General features: G+C 38.6%; 13 protein-coding genes, 2 tRNA genes, 2 rRNA genes and 1 CRISPR repeat array (1 of these 18 only partly in view). Of the genes, 6 read left to right on the forward strand and 11 right to left on the reverse strand.

The window, feature by feature from the left end; translation table 11 throughout:
- The 3 genes from D891_RS0102410 to D891_RS0102420 all read left to right on the forward strand — a co-directional run.
- Window positions 1-62 (forward strand): 23S ribosomal RNA (locus tag D891_RS0102410); it begins 3,245 nt to the left of the window's first position.
- 40 nt (window positions 63-102) lie between these two features.
- A 5S ribosomal RNA gene (rrf, locus tag D891_RS0102415) occupies window positions 103-217 on the forward strand.
- A gap of 58 nt (window positions 218-275) precedes the next feature.
- Window positions 276-352, forward strand: a tRNA-Met gene (locus D891_RS0102420).
- Window positions 353-409: 57 nt separating this feature from the next.
- On the opposite strand, the gene D891_RS0102425 is transcribed toward D891_RS0102420, so the two are convergent.
- On the reverse strand, window positions 410-2,215 hold the full coding sequence (locus D891_RS0102425) for a FapA family protein (protein ID WP_025209449.1): 1,806 nt from the start codon (window positions 2,213-2,215) through the stop codon (window positions 410-412).
- Window positions 2,216-2,327: 112 nt separating this feature from the next.
- On the opposite strand from D891_RS0102425, the gene D891_RS0102430 reads away from it, so the two are divergent.
- Window positions 2,328-2,414: transfer RNA gene (locus tag D891_RS0102430), tRNA-Leu, on the forward strand.
- Between the two features lie 305 nt (window positions 2,415-2,719).
- Window positions 2,720-2,917, forward strand: coding sequence for a hypothetical protein (locus tag D891_RS09820; protein WP_156919052.1), 198 nt, complete (start codon window positions 2,720-2,722; stop codon window positions 2,915-2,917).
- A 56-nt stretch (window positions 2,918-2,973) separates the two neighbouring features.
- Here D891_RS09820 and D891_RS0102445 read toward each other — a convergent pair whose 3' ends face one another.
- Window positions 2,974-3,357: a baseplate J/gp47 family protein gene (locus D891_RS0102445; protein ID WP_025209450.1), complete on the reverse strand. Its 384-nt coding sequence runs from the start codon at window positions 3,355-3,357 to the stop codon at window positions 2,974-2,976.
- Between the two features lie 61 nt (window positions 3,358-3,418).
- On the reverse strand, window positions 3,419-3,778 hold the full coding sequence (locus D891_RS0102450) for a hypothetical protein (protein ID WP_025209451.1): 360 nt from the start codon (window positions 3,776-3,778) through the stop codon (window positions 3,419-3,421).
- Window positions 3,779-4,186: 408 nt separating this feature from the next.
- Between D891_RS0102450 and D891_RS0102460 the strand changes: the two genes are divergently transcribed.
- Window positions 4,187-5,452, forward strand: a complete 1,266-nt coding sequence (locus tag D891_RS0102460) for an ISL3 family transposase (protein ID WP_051453547.1) — start codon at window positions 4,187-4,189, stop codon at window positions 5,450-5,452.
- Here the strand turns inward: D891_RS0102460 and D891_RS0102465 are convergent.
- The 8 genes from D891_RS0102465 to cas5b form a co-directional block, all read right to left on the reverse strand.
- A complete protein-coding gene (locus D891_RS0102465; RefSeq protein WP_025209454.1) occupies window positions 5,427-6,470 on the reverse strand; it encodes a phage minor head protein in 1,044 nt (347 codons plus the stop codon). The genes D891_RS0102460 and D891_RS0102465 overlap by 26 nt on opposite strands.
- 28 nt (window positions 6,471-6,498) lie before the next feature.
- A CRISPR array of direct repeats spans window positions 6,499-9,652; the repeat unit is 29 nt; unit sequence CTTTAAATCCCACGATTGGGTGCTAAAAC.
- A 99-nt stretch (window positions 9,653-9,751) separates the two neighbouring features.
- Entirely contained in the window at window positions 9,752-10,033 is a 282-nt protein-coding gene (gene cas2, locus D891_RS0102470; protein WP_025209455.1) for a CRISPR-associated endonuclease Cas2, read from the reverse strand.
- Window positions 10,034-10,384 carry a CRISPR-associated endonuclease Cas1 gene (gene cas1, locus D891_RS0102475; RefSeq protein WP_025209456.1) on the reverse strand — a complete coding sequence of 117 codons (351 nt, stop codon included), beginning with the start codon at window positions 10,382-10,384 and terminating at the stop codon, window positions 10,034-10,036.
- Window positions 10,385-11,488, reverse strand: a complete 1,104-nt coding sequence (locus tag D891_RS0102480) for an IS256 family transposase (RefSeq protein ID WP_025209016.1) — start codon at window positions 11,486-11,488, stop codon at window positions 10,385-10,387.
- A 90-nt stretch (window positions 11,489-11,578) separates the two neighbouring features.
- Window positions 11,579-12,280: a type I-B CRISPR-associated endonuclease Cas1b gene (cas1b, locus tag D891_RS0102485; protein ID WP_051453548.1), complete on the reverse strand. Its 702-nt coding sequence runs from the start codon at window positions 12,278-12,280 to the stop codon at window positions 11,579-11,581.
- Window positions 12,273-12,737: a CRISPR-associated protein Cas4 gene (cas4, locus tag D891_RS0102490; RefSeq protein WP_198014771.1), complete on the reverse strand. Its 465-nt coding sequence runs from the start codon at window positions 12,735-12,737 to the stop codon at window positions 12,273-12,275. The genes cas1b and cas4 overlap by 8 nt, the downstream gene beginning before the upstream one ends.
- Window positions 12,738-12,786: 49 nt before the next feature.
- A complete protein-coding gene (locus D891_RS0102495; protein WP_025209458.1) occupies window positions 12,787-15,033 on the reverse strand; it encodes a CRISPR-associated helicase/endonuclease Cas3 in 2,247 nt (748 codons plus the stop codon).
- Window positions 15,026-15,745 carry a type I-B CRISPR-associated protein Cas5b gene (cas5b, locus tag D891_RS0102500; protein ID WP_025209459.1) on the reverse strand — a complete coding sequence of 240 codons (720 nt, stop codon included), beginning with the start codon at window positions 15,743-15,745 and terminating at the stop codon, window positions 15,026-15,028. The genes D891_RS0102495 and cas5b overlap by 8 nt, the downstream gene beginning before the upstream one ends.
- Window positions 15,746-15,749: the final 4 nt, after the last annotated feature.

Consider the following 15,749-nt stretch of genomic DNA (forward strand, 5'->3'; position numbering starts at 1 on the left):
CAGGTGGAAGCCCAGCAATGGGTGGAGCTGAGCAGTACTAATAGACCGTGAGGCTTAGGCTCATATCCATGTTCTTTAATGGTTAGGTGCTTGAGTTTTCCCCCTGGTGAGGATAGCATGCAGGGAAACACCCGTTCCCATTCCGAACACGGCAGTTAAGCCTGCATGCGCCGATGGTACTGCGGGAGAGCCCGTGGGAGAGTAGGTATTGCCAGGGGGTAAAAAGTTTTAACTTCAATTAATACTTATTTTTCTCATTTCTTCTTTTCTAAAGGGGCGGCGTAGCTCAGTTGGTTAGAGCATGCGGCTCATATCCGCAGTGTCCGGGGTTCGAGTCCCTGCGCCGCTACCATCTTTTATTTTTGGCAATCATGAATCTTAAAATCAAAATGCCTGAATGGGTGGATGGTTAGGCGTCATCTGTTTCTACATCTTCTACAACTGGCTCTATTACTATAGACTCTTTGCCTTGAATCTCTCTTACATATATCTTGACTTTTTTGTGCTCTTTGTCTAACACTTGTTTGAGGTTATCATCAAATTCTATAATGTTGTTGGAAGGGATGGTGTCTTTTATTATAATATGGCCGTCTTTATAGCTATTTCTTAGATTTTCTATCTGTTTATGGAGGTTTTCCACCTCTTTTTTTATGCTATCATATTCTTCTTTTTCTTTTTTGAATGTTTCCTGAAGCTCTTTAAACTTTTTAACGGCTACAAGTAAAGCATTAGGCACATTTTTACCGTCTTTTTTTAGTTTCTGTATAGTTTTTAGAATGTCCTCCTGCTTTTCTTTTTCTGCTTCTATCTTATCCCTGATTGCGAAGAATTTTTTTTCTTGACCCTTGAGAATTGTTTTGGCATATTTTTCCTTCATTAATAGTTCTTTGTATTTTTCTTTTATCCATGGGAGCTCTAATGGTTTTATCGATATTATGTTATCCCCACCCTCTACTTTATTTATTAATACACTATCTGAAGATGTGGTTATGCAGGATGACATCATGACATCGTTTATCTGGACTTTGGGTGCAAATATCCTTGTTGCCACAGCCTTGTTTATGTTTACCTTGTTTTTTGCCGTAAGGCGTGCATGCTCTGATAGGTCTACATCTATCTCGTCTGCTTCCACCCTTCCCCTGCATATAGCTATTTTGGCCTTTTTTGCCTTTATGAATGCATCTTGATGGACGCTCCCTTTTATCTCCACCTCTTCTGCCTCGATTGTTGCCTTGGGGCCTACATCACCGTTTACCACTACTTTTTTCCCTTTAACCTTCATGCCTGCTGCTATGGTGTCTTCTATGCCGCTATTTAGGCCACTTCCAATTTCTAATTCTACATCGCCGTCGGCATTTAGATTTCCTGTTGTTTTTATGTCGACTTTATCTATGGATACGGAGGTGTCTATTTCGTATATGCCGTTTTTAAATACTATGACACCGTCTTTGTTGGATATTACCTTTACAACTCTTCCTTCTTCTATTTTTTCAACGGAGTCTGGTGAGAATTTCACTTCCTCTAAGTCATCAATCATTACACCGACATCTTGCACTAATATATTACCCAAGACATCATATCCTTCCTCGCCCTGGGTGGGTTTGAAAAATTCTATCAATAATTGACCCTTTTTTACTGGCACAAGGAAGTTTTTGTTTTTATAGTCTATCTTGCCATTTTTGTATATAGTGCCTGCTGCTTTGTATTTGTCAAAGTGGAAGATAAGCTTACTGTTTTCTCCTCTTACGGGTTTTTTCCCTTCTGCTATAAGTATTTTAAATGGTTTAAAAGATGGTGATAGTCTTTTTCTTATTTCCTGTGCTATGGCTGGCAGTATTTTGGATTTTACACCGAATACTATGCCGTTTTTGGCTATCTCTTTTTTTAGCAGTTCTATTATCCTTGATTCATCTATATCCGTTAACGGTTCATCGAGTTTTAGTGTGTCCACGCAAACAAAGGCCTTCATCGGATGCTTTCCTGGTTCTGTTTCGATGGATATTATGCTGTTTAGTTTGTCTTTTGCTTTTTTCTCGTTTATGAAAATTTTTATTTTATATACTTTTTTTATATTGCCTACATTGTCTTTTTCTTCTCTCTCTTGTAATATCTCAAAGTCTAAAAATTTTTTAGGGTATCCTAATGTAGTGGCAGCTTCCTCTATCGCTTCTTGTATGTTGTCTGTTTCTCTTTCTATCGTTTGGAACTCTTCCATTTTTTCACCTGCCTTCTGTTCATGATCTTGTTATCTATAGCAAAAAAATGTCCCTTTTATCAAGTAAAATATTGACACAGGTCAATAAATGTATATAATCGCTTCTTGTTAAGCCGGGGTGGTGAAACTGGTAGACGCGCTGGACTCAAAATCCAGTGGGGGCGACCCCGTGCGGGTTCGAGTCCCGCCCCCGGCACCATTCTTGAGATGAATTCAGTTTTTATATGTGGATATATTGAGTTAAAAGTTGATATGTGGCTTTTTGCAGTTATGAGCATCAATAGGGGTGAGTAGTGGATAAATTAAGATATAGAGACATTTATCCTGTATAATTTTTTAGGCCATCTCAAAGAGGAATATTTTAAGCTTTATCCTCACATAAAGCAGCCTTGATAAGGTGTGCAAAAAGCAAGGTATTTAAATAATCAATCTATAGGTTAGAACAAACTAAGATCCTGTACAGGTCAACTTGAAAATGTCTTTAAACATACCTATACTTTCCTTATGGAGCATTTGTTAAAAATGTTTGGGTATTTTATACTTTCCTTCTTTATCTCATACATTGCATTAAGAGCAGGCATGGGCTTAACAAATGCCATCGTCAAGCCAGATGAGCTTGAGTTGAAGATGCAAAAGATATCATACATCATCATTCCATTTCTAAGCGCCATTTTGAGCGTTTACCTCTTTTTCAACAGCTGAGTTTTCTCTCTCCAACCTCTCCAACTCTCCACGCCAGAACCCAAACTCATCCAGGCTCATCGAAAGCACCTCGCCCATGCCGAAGTAACATAAATCCCACGATAGGGTGCTAAAGCCCTTGTCCCTTTTGGTATAACAACATCAAAAGAAAGAGGCTCGCTCACTGAAAATTTGAGAGTCGTAATTGCACTTGTGGCTTGAAGTCTCTTTACGCCAAGTAGCTCACCGAGTTTATCTAAGTGCTCCCCTTTTGCATAAGCAAGGAGATTCTGTTTACCTGTATAGTTTATGTCGTTTTTTAAAATAGCAACAACATAAGCAACTGTTTCGAGTATAAGTCTTACAGGATCTGCAGGATAAAGCTTCTTGTTGGAAATGGTCTCGTATATTTTCAGAATCTCGGCCTCGATCTGGGATGTATCAATATTTACAAAATTCATACAATAATGCTATTTATTGATGCTTGTTTTTCCAATAAAGATGTGAAATATAACTTTATGGCTATTTCAGGTGAGGGTGAAGCTTAAAATATTCTTCTTTGAGATAATCTGGCAAAAGCTCCGACGGATAGGTGCCCTTTTGTATCTTATCCAAATGCCACCACCATTTTTTAATATCATCATTCTCAACATATCTCCTATTAAGTTCGGCGATATATTGTTTTAAACCTCTGATGATTTTCTTATCCAATTTTTTTAAATCTTCTGTGATTGGATAGTGAAATAAGAGTTCTCTCGTTTCCAAAGCGATATAACTCTCATAAAAATTATAAACAGCCGGCCAATTTTCCGGCCAATCGAGATAGGCGTCTAATTCCTTTAATAGATTCTGATAACTGCTTTTCTCTCTTTTTTTAACCATTGAGTATCCTCTGTTTTATACATACTATTTATAGACATGTTATCGTCAGAAGTTATCACAAGCACATCTTCTTTAAAAAAAGCAAAATAGTAATTTCCGTCTCGAGCAACTTCAACATACACTTTATCCGGTTTTCTTATAATACTATAAGCCTTATCCTTAAACTCTTCAACTGTATTAATTCCGGCAAACTCTTTTTGTTCGAGCACATGTTTTCTAAATTTTTTTTGGCTCTTTCCAAAAATCTATGGGTAATTCAGACTCTGTTGGAGATGTTAAACTATGCAAAGAATAATTGGCAAATTATTCTTTGCATTCTTCTCTTTAAGAAGTTAGAATTACCCAGAATTATGTTGTTATTGGCTGCATCTGTTGTGTTGCATTCATTTATTACCTTTTTATTGGAGGATGAGCTCTGTGGCTAATGTTATGCAGGAACTGTTTGAAAAGGCATTGGGTATTGCACCACCCTGGTTTATAGAAAGGATAGAGTTTAGTCAAGATGAGAAAAGATTGGACATATACATAAATTTCAAAAGAGGTTCCAAATTCAGCTATTTCGATAATAAAAACAACAAAGAGTTCTCTAATTTAAGCGCTTATGATACTACAACAAAGAAGTGGAGACATCTGAATTTCTTTGAGCATGAGTGTTATCTTCATGCAAGAATCCCAAGGGTAAAACTGCCGGATGGAACTATAAAAACAATAAAAGCTCCCTGGGAGGGTGTAAGCAGTGGATTTAGTCTGCTTTTTGAAGCTTTACTTTTGCAGCTATGCTCATCCATGCCTGTTAATCAGGTATCTAAACTCATCAATGTCCATAATGATAAAATATGGGATATGCTTGATAAATATGTGAATAAAGCAAAAGAATATGAAGATTCCTCCAATATTGATTCTGTAGGTATAGATGAAACAAGTATAGCCAAGGGACATGAATACATCACCCTGTTTGTGGATTTAAACAAAAGGAGAACACTGTTTGTGGCAGAGGGCAAAGATGCATCAACAGTCAAAGAGTTTGTAAAAGACTTTAAAGAGCATAAAGCAGAGATAGACAACATTAGAAATGTCAGTTGCGATATGTCGCCTGCATTTATCAAAGGAGTAAGAGAATACATACCCAATGCCGATATTACATTCGATAAATTTCATATCCTTAAGATTATCAATGAGGCAGTGGATAGTGTAAGAAAACAAGAATCCAAAGAAAATAAACTGCTGAAAGGAACCAAATATATCTGGCTTAAGAATAAACAGAATCTCACAAGAAAACAGAGAGAGGCTTTGAAAGAATTGACAATATCAAATATGAATCTGAAAACTATAAGGGCATATAACATAAGACAGTCTTTTCAAGACATCTATAATGCAGAAACAGAAGAAGAGTTTACAGCCTACCTGAAAAAATGGTATTTCTGGGCAACCCATTCAAGATTAAAACCCATAATAGAGTCTGCAAAAACAATTAAAAAACACTGGAATGGAATCATAAATTGGTTTAGAAGCAGAATCAACAATGGAATACTTGAGGGATTAAACTCTGTTATTCAGGCAGCAAAGGCAAAAGCAAGAGGATATAGGACATTTAAAAACTACAGAATTATAGTATACCTTCTAACAGGCAAACTTGATTTCAGTCTGGTCAACAAGAGTTTGAGGGGGATTTAGTGTTGTGGGAGTTACCCATAAGAAAGTGGAAAGAGCCTTTTTTTTGGATATGATTATCGAGAAAATTTTTGATATGTTTATCTTTTGGTTTTACAGGTGGCCTCGCCCAGACATCTCCAAGATGGGCCTTCACCTTGTTATGTATTTCATCATTTGACAGGTTGTTAAACATCTCTTCAAGTTCAAGTTGCTCAGAAGTAATTGGAGCATCAGCAGGCCTACCTACTTTGTATTTTACAGGAGTGCTTTCAAACTCTGCCGCTACTGTGCACCTGCATAGAGGGTGCATGGGCGGGGTTTTGAGAGGGAAGTTAGATGTTTTGCCTTTATAGTAATTTGTTGCTATAGGTCTGATATTTGGCAAATCTTCAGGTTTTGAATTTATCACAAGGTCTATTTGTTCTTTCGCAGCCTTTGTCTCAATAATCCTGCCGTCCATACTGCGGCAAGCTGGGCAGGTCAGTCTGTCATTTGTGGCATCCCATCTAAACCGCTCAACACCTGCTTCAATAAAAGAGTTAATGCGTGCAAAATTTCGCATCGTGTTCATTGTGGTATCTATTATTTGCCTTGCTTTTAATTCGCTTTTTTCAGACAGATAACCACCGAACTTATCCAAAAACTCAGCTATCCCTTTCTGACCTTTACCAATAGGGTTGCCGTTTTTAAGATAATACTTACTCATCCAGGATAATACCTCTTTTTTTACTCTGGAATCTGCCTGAAAAAACCTTCCAAGATAATAATCATTTAAACTATCTACAAACGCAATTGCTTGCTCGTCAGACTGCCGAAAGCTGTATTCCGCATCAAAAGATTTTAATGCATCCTTTTTCTCTTTTTCATAAAATTTCCGAAATATTTTAAGCAACTCACTCCTCGTCCTGTCATCAAGGGCCGTCTTTTCCTCGATTTTGTATAGTAGATACTTAGCGAATTCATCAAAAACAACAAAATTTCTATAAAAACGCAAAACTTCTTTTAAAGCCTCATCTTTTTTTCTATTAAAAAAGCGCATAAAAACTTTAATAAGTTCTTTTAAGGTGCTTTAAATCCCACGATTGGGTGCTAAAACTGCGACCCCGCCAGAGGCGGGCAAAGCCACAATCGCCTTTAAATCCCACGATTGGGTGCTAAAACTATCTCGAGCCGAATTCCGCAAGGATAGTAGGCAGGCTTTAAATCCCACGATTGGGTGCTAAAACAGTGAGTGAGGCGGATAGCCCCGTGTAGCGAAGCGGTCTTTAAATCCCACGATTGGGTGCTAAAACGATAGCGCGTGTCCTTGTGTTTTGGTGGGGAGATGACTTTAAATCCCACGATTGGGTGCTAAAACTGCGACCCCGCCAGAGGCGGGCAAAGCCACAATCGCCTTTAAATCCCACGATTGGGTGCTAAAACTATCTCGAGCCGAATTCCGCAAGGATAGTAGGCAGGCTTTAAATCCCACGATTGGGTGCTAAAACAGTGAGTGAGGCGGATAGCCCCGTGTAGCGAAGCGGTCTTTAAATCCCACGATTGGGTGCTAAAACGACTTGGGCGGTCGATTTCTTAATTTGCCCGTATTTACTTTAAATCCCACGATTGGGTGCTAAAACCGGCAAGGGCTATGATCTTGTCCATAAACTTGTCCTTTAAATCCCACGATTGGGTGCTAAAACAGGATGGGCTGGGTGTAAAGTTTTATGTGAGGTATACTTTAAATCCCACGATTGGGTGCTAAAACTCTCGAATGTTGCATCATAAGCCTCTCCCCACTTTGCTTTAAATCCCACGATTGGGTGCTAAAACGCAGGACACCATTTTTGATAGCATCCTTGATCGTGTCTTTAAATCCCACGATTGGGTGCTAAAACCTGGTCGGCTTTTAAAGCCAGATTGACGATAATCGCCTTTAAATCCCACGATTGGGTGCTAAAACATTGCCAGAGATATAAACGCCATCTGCAGGCTATTCTTTAAATCCCACGATTGGGTGCTAAAACGTCAGGGGCAACTCAATGTCCCCAACCATAAAAGACTTTAAATCCCACGATTGGGTGCTAAAACCGCATTTGACAAGGAGCTTTATAAAAAGTGGTCTGCTTTAAATCCCACGATTGGGTGCTAAAACGAGGATTTTCTGATATTCGGCAAACTCTGCGCTGCACCTTTAAATCCCACGATTGGGTGCTAAAACGAAACATACGATTTAGATGATTTAAGAAAAGACTCAGCTTTAAATCCCACGATTGGGTGCTAAAACGAAACATACGATTTAGATGATTTAAGAAAAGACTCAGCTTTAAATCCCACGATTGGGTGCTAAAACGTCAGAGCAAGGAACGCCTTTGCAGCCTCTTGATCCTTTAAATCCCACGATTGGGTGCTAAAACGACATACGACCAGGCTGTTTCATACTGCAAAAACACTTTAAATCCCACGATTGGGTGCTAAAACCACAAACTCGTTGGGATTGTTGAAGTTTAACTCTTCAACTTTAAATCCCACGATTGGGTGCTAAAACCCGCAGTGTTTTGTCCGAGCGCTTCACGACTTTTGTCCTTTAAATCCCACGATTGGGTGCTAAAACAAGGCACGGGGTAAAAACAAAGACAAAGATAAAGAACTTTAAATCCCACGATTGGGTGCTAAAACCCTAAAATAACTTTAAATTAAAGTAAATTCTACGCCCTTTAAATCCCACGATTGGGTGCTAAAACTTACCCCTTTTTCCTTTGAATAGACTATGTCTTTGATCTTTAAATCCCACGATTGGGTGCTAAAACAGGGACAGGGACTATTCTGTATTGGTTCTTTTTCTTCTTTAAATCCCACGATTGGGTGCTAAAACTTTTTGTGCTAAATTATACATAATACCTGTAAGTTCTTTAAATCCCACGATTGGGTGCTAAAACCCGCTTAAGTATTTTGGCGCAAGACAGACGCAAAACTTTAAATCCCACGATTGGGTGCTAAAACTCAATGTGGTTATCTTGTAACTTATGTTTGTCCTTCCTTTAAATCCCACGATTGGGTGCTAAAACTAGTTCGCCGATTATTTCAGTTGCAACATTAATTTCTTTAAATCCCACGATTGGGTGCTAAAACTTATAGTAATGAGGACAAGAGAACTTGCTTGAATACCTTTAAATCCCACGATTGGGTGCTAAAACGTAGAAAATCTAAACATCAAAGCCATGCAGAGACGCCTTTAAATCCCACGATTGGGTGCTAAAACGACATGTAAACCCAACTCTATCTGTTGCCACTTTTGACTTTAAATCCCACGATTGGGTGCTAAAACACAGGCCAGAACAGCCCAAAACAAACACTAAGACTGTCTTTAAATCCCACGATTGGGTGCTAAAACTGCAAGCAATTAAGACTATAGCCATATCTCTTGTTGCTTTAAATCCCACGATTGGGTGCTAAAACTAGGCAAATCCTCTGGGAATACGGCAAAATGAGCCTCCTTTAAATCCCACGATTGGGTGCTAAAACAGGTCGCCTGGAGCCCAGACATCCTGCCTTTTAGCAACTTTAAATCCCACGATTGGGTGCTAAAACAATGACGGCAATTTGCTGTCAAGTGCTGTCAAAGTGCTTTAAATCCCACGATTGGGTGCTAAAACTACTCATTTGCGAACTCAAGCCGTGGGAGCTTCTTTACTTTAAATCCCACGATTGGGTGCTAAAACCGTAAACGATGGCAGCTGCACCACCAACAAAACCGATCTTTAAATCCCACGATTGGGTGCTAAAACGTATATTCCTGTCCTGACCGCTCAGCTGCTTCCTTGCTTTAAATCCCACGATTGGGTGCTAAAACGAAATTTTTAGTTTCTGTCAGATGAAAAGTAAAGTCCTTTAAATCCCACGATTGGGTGCTAAAACCTCAACCTGCTAATGGCCATAGAGGAGATACAACACACTTTAAATCCCACGATTGGGTGCTAAAACGAACACGATAGTCCTCACTGGTGAATGCGTCCTTACTTTAAATCCCACGATTGGGTGCTAAAACTTTCTTGGCAAGCGCAGTAAGGCTTTTCTTAACCTTCCTTTAAATCCCACGATTGGGTGCTAAAACTGTAAGCATTGTCCATAATTTGAACGATGCGGTCTCTTTAAATCCCACGATTGGGTGCTAAAACATCCTTCCAATGACGCTTTTTGTCTCCTCTGTCTCCTTTAAATCCCACGATTGGGTGCTAAAACCCATCTTCCCGAACAACGAAATTCCTTTTTGCGTAAGGCTTTTTCTAAAATCAAACTTACAGTTTTGCTTCCGAAAATTCTCCAACCTCAAGTAGTGCATTAGATAAAATTATCAGTTGGGTCGAAATCCAAACCCACTGTTATTCTATCCACATTGCGGGGGTTGTCAATTCTGTAAAATACAATGTAATCCTCTTTGGGGTTTATTATCTTTTCAGATTCCCTCTTTAGCGAGAAAAATTTTGCTTCGCTCAACTCACCCTCAAAAACCGATTTTTGCGTATGGTGAAGGTACTTTCTGAACAGCTTCATTATTCTATTTAACCTTCTTTGACCTGATTTTTCTATAGTCGATATGTCATAAACAGCAACAATGTACATCTACCACCAAATCCTGAAGCTCTTGTAAACCTTCTCTTTTAAAAGGTGCTTTATAAGCTTGTATAGCTCAAGCCGGATTAACCTCCTATAGCTTACTCTTCTTCTCAATTGTTTATGCAAAATGGTTTTATTTAGCTTGTTTTCTATCTCTTGAACCACTATTTTTCTGCCCTCTTCCAACAGATACGCAAAATTAAGGCTCTTATCGAAATGCTTTTTACTCAACTTGCCATCATTTAAAAGCTCGAATATCACTCTATCTCCAAAAATTGGCTTAAAAATCTCTGAAACAGGCAATGTCAACTTTTTTGTGTCACCCCTCTTCCTGTTTGGTTCACTTAGTTTCCCCATCTATCCAAAAGCCTCCATCAGGTATTCAGAGTATCTGAGCTTTCTTGATGAATACTTCTCATCCTTATCTTTGAAGAAAAGGTAAAGGAACTTTTCAGCACTGTCCTCAGAATGGAGATAACCCCTAATTCTTAAAGAATCCTTTAATTCCTTGAAACACCTCTCCATCCAGTTTGTTGTTGAAAAGTATACCTTTATCTTTTCATTGAGGTTTGAGAAGTGTGTATAGTTCTTGACTTTACTTTTTAGGCTGTTTAGGGATTTATAGAGCCTACTCCATTTGTCGATGAACTCATTCATCAAGAGTTCTGCCTCCTCTTGGGTCTTAGCCTCCATTATCTGGTTTAGCTCTTTCAGCATCTCATCCCAGTGTCTCTTTCTCACCTTGCTTTTTATGTTCTTCTTCAGATGAAACCAGCATAGCTGATGCTTTGCTTTGGGGAATGCCTCCTCTATTGATCTTGAGAGCCCTTTTAGATCATCGCTGATTATCATTCTGACATTCTTTAGTCCCCTTGATTTTAGGTCCTCAAATATCTCTCTCCACATCTGTGTATTCTCATTGCCTCCAGGTAGGAAGTATGCAAGTATGTTTCTTCTGCCGTCGTATCTCAATCCCAGAACAGCATAAACTGCTTCTTTTTCTACACTGTCCCTCTTCAGAGGCAGGTATGTTGCATCTATGTATAGGACTGGATACTCATCATCCAACCTTCTGTTTTTGAACTCCTCTATGACCTCTTTTGGTATGTCGGAAATATAGCTTGCAAACTGGGATGATATGGAACATCCAATGAGATTTTCTAAAACCTTGCCTGCCTTCCTTGATGAGACTCCAGACACGAACATTGCCCTTATTATGTCATCAAGGAGAAACATCACCCTCTTTCTCTCAGGCAATACATCGCTTTTGAACTTGCCGTCCCTTGTTCTGGGGATGGAAAGCTCCATCTGACCTAATATTGTTTTTGGTGACCTTGTGTAATATCCATTTGCCCTTGTTGATTTGTTCTCTTCTAAGTACCTGTCTCTTTCCTCTTTCATGATCCTTTCAATCATTGACTTGAATTCTTCCTTCAATTGTGTAAAAATCAAATCATACATGTGTTTTTCCTCCTTTGAAGGGTTAGTGTCAAAGAGGGGTTATAACATATAACCCCTCTCCCTTCAAAGGGTGACACAAGTAATTTTACACTACCCTGAAACATCCAAAGATAGCGAAAATCTCCTAAACCCAGGCTCGTGGAGATAACTTATTGTAGGGTTGAGTTGGGTTTTATAGATTTCTTTTAAGATTTCTGAGTAAATAATGCTATTAACGAACGAAATCAAGGCATTCATCATATTATCCGGCGGATTTTTAACCCGCCTTTTGAAGTCTATATCCTGCTCAATTATCTTTTCAAACGTCGAATAATACAAATCTTTTGCGTTGCCCTCTATGCCCATGAGTTGCTCAACCGAATCCTGAACAGCCGAGGCTTCGTATAACTGCGTTAACTTTTCAATCTCATCGCCAAGCTTATGCTTGTACCTTTTTAAGTTTTGAATGCTACCGTAAATAGCGCCTCTAACAAACTCTTTTGCCAAAAGTAATCGCTTGTTTCTATCGAGATAGTGCTCAACCTGCCTTACAATAACCTCTCCGGAGTTTAGAAACTCTTTAGGATAGAATGTCCCTGTGTAAAATCCGTAATAGTTGAAAAAATGGACCATAATGTTGTTCTGTGACAAAAAGTTTAAAAGTTTTGTGTTTAGGTCTATTTCACCAAATAGGTATATGGAATCTATGTCATTTATCGGCAATGGTATTCTTTCTCCCTCCTGGGTTTCGAAAAATATCGTGTTGTCCTTTCTTTTTATGCGCCCTGATCTGAAAATATAGTAGTTACGCATAGCAAAACTCAAAATAGCTGCACTTTTTGCAAAGACTTGCGTTTATAGGCTCAGGTGGTGTGGAGTTAGCTACTATCTGTCTTATTTGTCTCAGAATTTCCTCAAGTCTTATTTCGTCTTCTTCTGTAAGTTCCACTTTTAATGTTTTTCTTAAGAGCGGATAATTTAAAACGCCGCTAATCTGCAAGCCTAACAGCTTGAAGTGATACAGGTAGTACTTCAGCTGCCAAATATGGGCATCTTCTATCGCCCTTGATTTCTTTACTTCATGGATCAAACCCCTCGTTTTCTCAAAAAAATCTATCTTTATACCTTCAAGCTCGATCTCCTTCCTCTTCCTTGAGTAAGATGATTCGTGTATAACAGAGCCAATCTGCACAAGTTCAGAAGTATGCTCCATGCCGATCTGCTTGCTAAAAAGCCACAACTTCCTTTTGCATACAAAAAAGTAATTCACCTGTGTGCCAGTGATTATCGGCGAGCGGTCAAGGGTTAATAAGTTTCTATCAAATGATGTTTGACAATTCTTCATCTGTTACACCTTTTTCCGGATCGTATCTAAGGTTCACAGTAAACAGCTTTCCTTTCGCTATTTGCTCAGGGGGAGTCTTTACTTTAAAAAACGGAATACTAACCGTAAATTGGTTTAATTTGTAAAGAGCTAAAATTCTGTCACGATAATCTTTAGACTTATCAAGTGCTGTCTCGGTTAATTTTTCTATCAACTCAATATTTTCTTTGTAAACATTTCCAGGAATAGCATTTATATTCATAACATTTCTAAAGAATTTTTGAGCCTCTCTTTTATCTTCGGACTCAAAACCCAAGTTCAGTAACTCTAAATTTTTCTGAAATTTTCCGTAAAACTCAGTACTTTCTATTCTGCTTAAATCATACACTTCTTCCATAAGGCGCTGCTTGTCCTGTTCGGTTAAGACCTTGTTATCAAACTCTCTCAAGGCCTCAAGCGTACGTTGTATTATATCCTTGTCATAGATTTTTCCACTGCCAGACGGTTCATCAGTGGCTACGATGACATTAGGCTCATCATCCCCATTTATTTTTCTTCCTATCTTCCTGAAAACCCTTCCCATTCTTTGAATTAAGGAATCGAGTGTAGCAATTTCTGTGAAAAGAATATCATAATCAATATCCAACGATGCCTCCACAATTTGTGTAGATATCCATATGACAGGAATTGAATGATGCGGATATCTTCTTATTAACATTTCCCTTTTCTGTCTGTCCTTTTGTATAAAAAGCGAGTGTAGTAGTTTCACATTTAAATCGAAATCTTTCTTCAGTTTTTTCAAGTTCTCAAAGATGCTTTGTGCCTCTTTCACTGTGTTAACCAGTACAAGCACCTTTTTTCCTTTTTTGAATTCCTTTATAATTTGATTCTTCAGCTCACTTATGGGTCTATTTTCAAGTTTTATTCTGTGTTTTGTCTCTTGGCTCAAAACAGGTGGTAAGATATCAACACCAAATTCCTTTAACTGCTCCATCAAAAAAGGCTGAACTGTAGCACTCATGATACAAAACTTCCCGCCAAGCCTCGCTACATCTTTCAAGCCTTTAACTATTATAGCCAATGTGTCGGGCGAATAGCTCTGCGGCTCATCTAAAACAACCTTTGAGTAGGCAAGCGTAGCATAGATCTTCTCATAGTTGGGATACTTTAGTGTGGAGGTGAATATCTGATCTGCAGTAGTTACCGTGATCGGCATTGAATACTGACGGGTAGCCTCTACACGTGATAGATGCTCCTCCAAAGATAAGGCATCCTCAAATCTCTCTAAGCCTTCGAAACCGTAAAAAAGTGCGTCGCTGTGAAGCAACCCTATGTGTTCTTTATCAAAAATATCACAAAGCCTCTTATACATTGCATTTACAGAAACCCTTACGGGGAGCGTGTAAAAGGCTTTGTCCTTTCCTATCCAGTTAATTGCAAATTCTGTTTTTCCCATGCCTGTTGAGGCGATCAGTAAAACATTTTTATCTCTTAATTCACTCGCCTTTTGCTGAAAGGGTTTTAAGCCTCTAAAATCGGGTTTTCGCGATAGGTAGTCCAAAAGTTTCCCATCCGGGTCCTTTATTCTTTCCTGTTCAACTGGTAGGTGTGCTGATGCTGAATGATCCAATCTATGCAATAGTCCCTTTAAAAGAATAAAGGTTTTGCATTTTTTAAGTTCTGGAATTTCGTCCCTGTTGTTATAAAACTTTTCTATCTTTTTATAAACTATCCTAGCTTTTTCCCTTGGAAGTTCAGGTATTTCTACACCAAGATTCTTCAGCCAACTCAAATATTTAATGTTTTTGCTTAGGTCGTGCTCTACAACATTCTTATAATCCTCTTCATCAAAATCCAGACTCCTGCTATGGTGAAACAAAACCGAATATAAAACCTTAGCAAATAATTCTTTGTTGATCGCTTTCCTCGCCTCTGGAGTGTACAAAAAAATCCCCGACAAAAAATTATGGGGTATCTCTCTATCAAGCTCTGTCGGTATTTCATGCTTTTCCTTCAACAGCCTTTTTATCTTTGCCTGAAAGTGTGAGGATATCTTACCTAAATCATGGAATATACAGGCTATCCTTAAGGCTTCCCAAAAATTGCTCTCTCTGCCTATCTCTCGCCCGTAGATCTCTTTCAGTCTATTCAGCTCAACGAGAAGGTTTAAAGTATGCTCCTTCAAGGTTTCAGGGCGCGCCTTCTTATTTTTGTAATAAACTTTCGCATAAAATTCACTCATCAACATCACCTATTAAATCAATCAAACGCCCGTCTTGTTCGTCAAACAGAAACTCTCCCTCTTCGATCAATCCGTTGTCTATGTAGACTACATCCCTCTTTTCAAAATACCTGACCCCCAATTTATTTAGAAGATCCCCATCGTATTTAAAACTCATCCTGTAATTTATGCCCCTGAGCCTGACTTTATTTGCGGTTTCTTTGTTTAAATAGATTCCGTAGTCTATTATATGTTCGTCTTCAGAGAAATCATGCAGTACGGGCTCAATAAAATCTAAATAGTCTATTCGGAGCAAATCTTCTCTTCTTCCCAAGGATGGATACTCTATCTTTAGCAGATTTTCCTTGAATTTTTCAAGATACCCAACTTCCGCCTCCAGGTAAATGGTCAGATTTACATCGTAAACATTCGCCACATAAGTTGGAGACTTATTTAAGGTTTTATTAAAATCTTCAAGTATTGGATAGCCTTTCTCTTTTGCTTTGCCTTTCCTGTCGAACTTTATAATCTTTTGCAGGTCTTGAACAACACTATTAAAACTTCCCTGTATACTCATAGCCATCGGTATATATCTATCGGCCCTCAATACCGTATGAAACCAACCCCTTATTGTCGACAATGGTGGCAAGGGATACGTGTCCCAGTAGTTGAAGCACATGGGCTTTCTATAATTTGCAAAAACCTGATAAGCCTTGATCTTTAGCAGTTTCATTTTC

This window comes from Hippea sp. KM1 (assembly GCF_000526195.1).
Lineage (GTDB): Bacteria > Campylobacterota_A > Desulfurellia > Desulfurellales > Hippeaceae > Hippea.

Coding starts and splice junctions, on each gene's coding strand:
- D891_RS0102425 (WP_025209449.1), bottom strand. CDS start 2,215: ATGGAAGAGTTCCAAACGATAGAAAGAGAAACAGACAACATACAAGAA.
- D891_RS09820 (WP_156919052.1), top strand. CDS start 2,720: ATGGAGCATTTGTTAAAAATGTTTGGGTATTTTATACTTTCCTTCTTT.
- D891_RS0102445 (WP_025209450.1), bottom strand. CDS start 3,357: ATGAATTTTGTAAATATTGATACATCCCAGATCGAGGCCGAGATTCTG.
- D891_RS0102450 (WP_025209451.1), bottom strand. CDS start 3,778: ATGGTTAAAAAAAGAGAGAAAAGCAGTTATCAGAATCTATTAAAGGAA.
- D891_RS0102460 (WP_051453547.1), top strand. CDS start 4,187: ATGAGCTCTGTGGCTAATGTTATGCAGGAACTGTTTGAAAAGGCATTG.
- D891_RS0102465 (WP_025209454.1), bottom strand. CDS start 6,470: ATGCGCTTTTTTAATAGAAAAAAAGATGAGGCTTTAAAAGAAGTTTTG.
- cas2 (WP_025209455.1), bottom strand. CDS start 10,033: ATGTACATTGTTGCTGTTTATGACATATCGACTATAGAAAAATCAGGT.
- cas1 (WP_025209456.1), bottom strand. CDS start 10,384: ATGGGGAAACTAAGTGAACCAAACAGGAAGAGGGGTGACACAAAAAAG.
- D891_RS0102480 (WP_025209016.1), bottom strand. CDS start 11,488: ATGTATGATTTGATTTTTACACAATTGAAGGAAGAATTCAAGTCAATG.
- cas1b (WP_051453548.1), bottom strand. CDS start 12,280: ATGCGTAACTACTATATTTTCAGATCAGGGCGCATAAAAAGAAAGGAC.
- D891_RS0102495 (WP_025209458.1), bottom strand. CDS start 15,033: ATGAGTGAATTTTATGCGAAAGTTTATTACAAAAATAAGAAGGCGCGC.
- cas5b (WP_025209459.1), bottom strand. CDS start 15,745: ATGAAACTGCTAAAGATCAAGGCTTATCAGGTTTTTGCAAATTATAGA.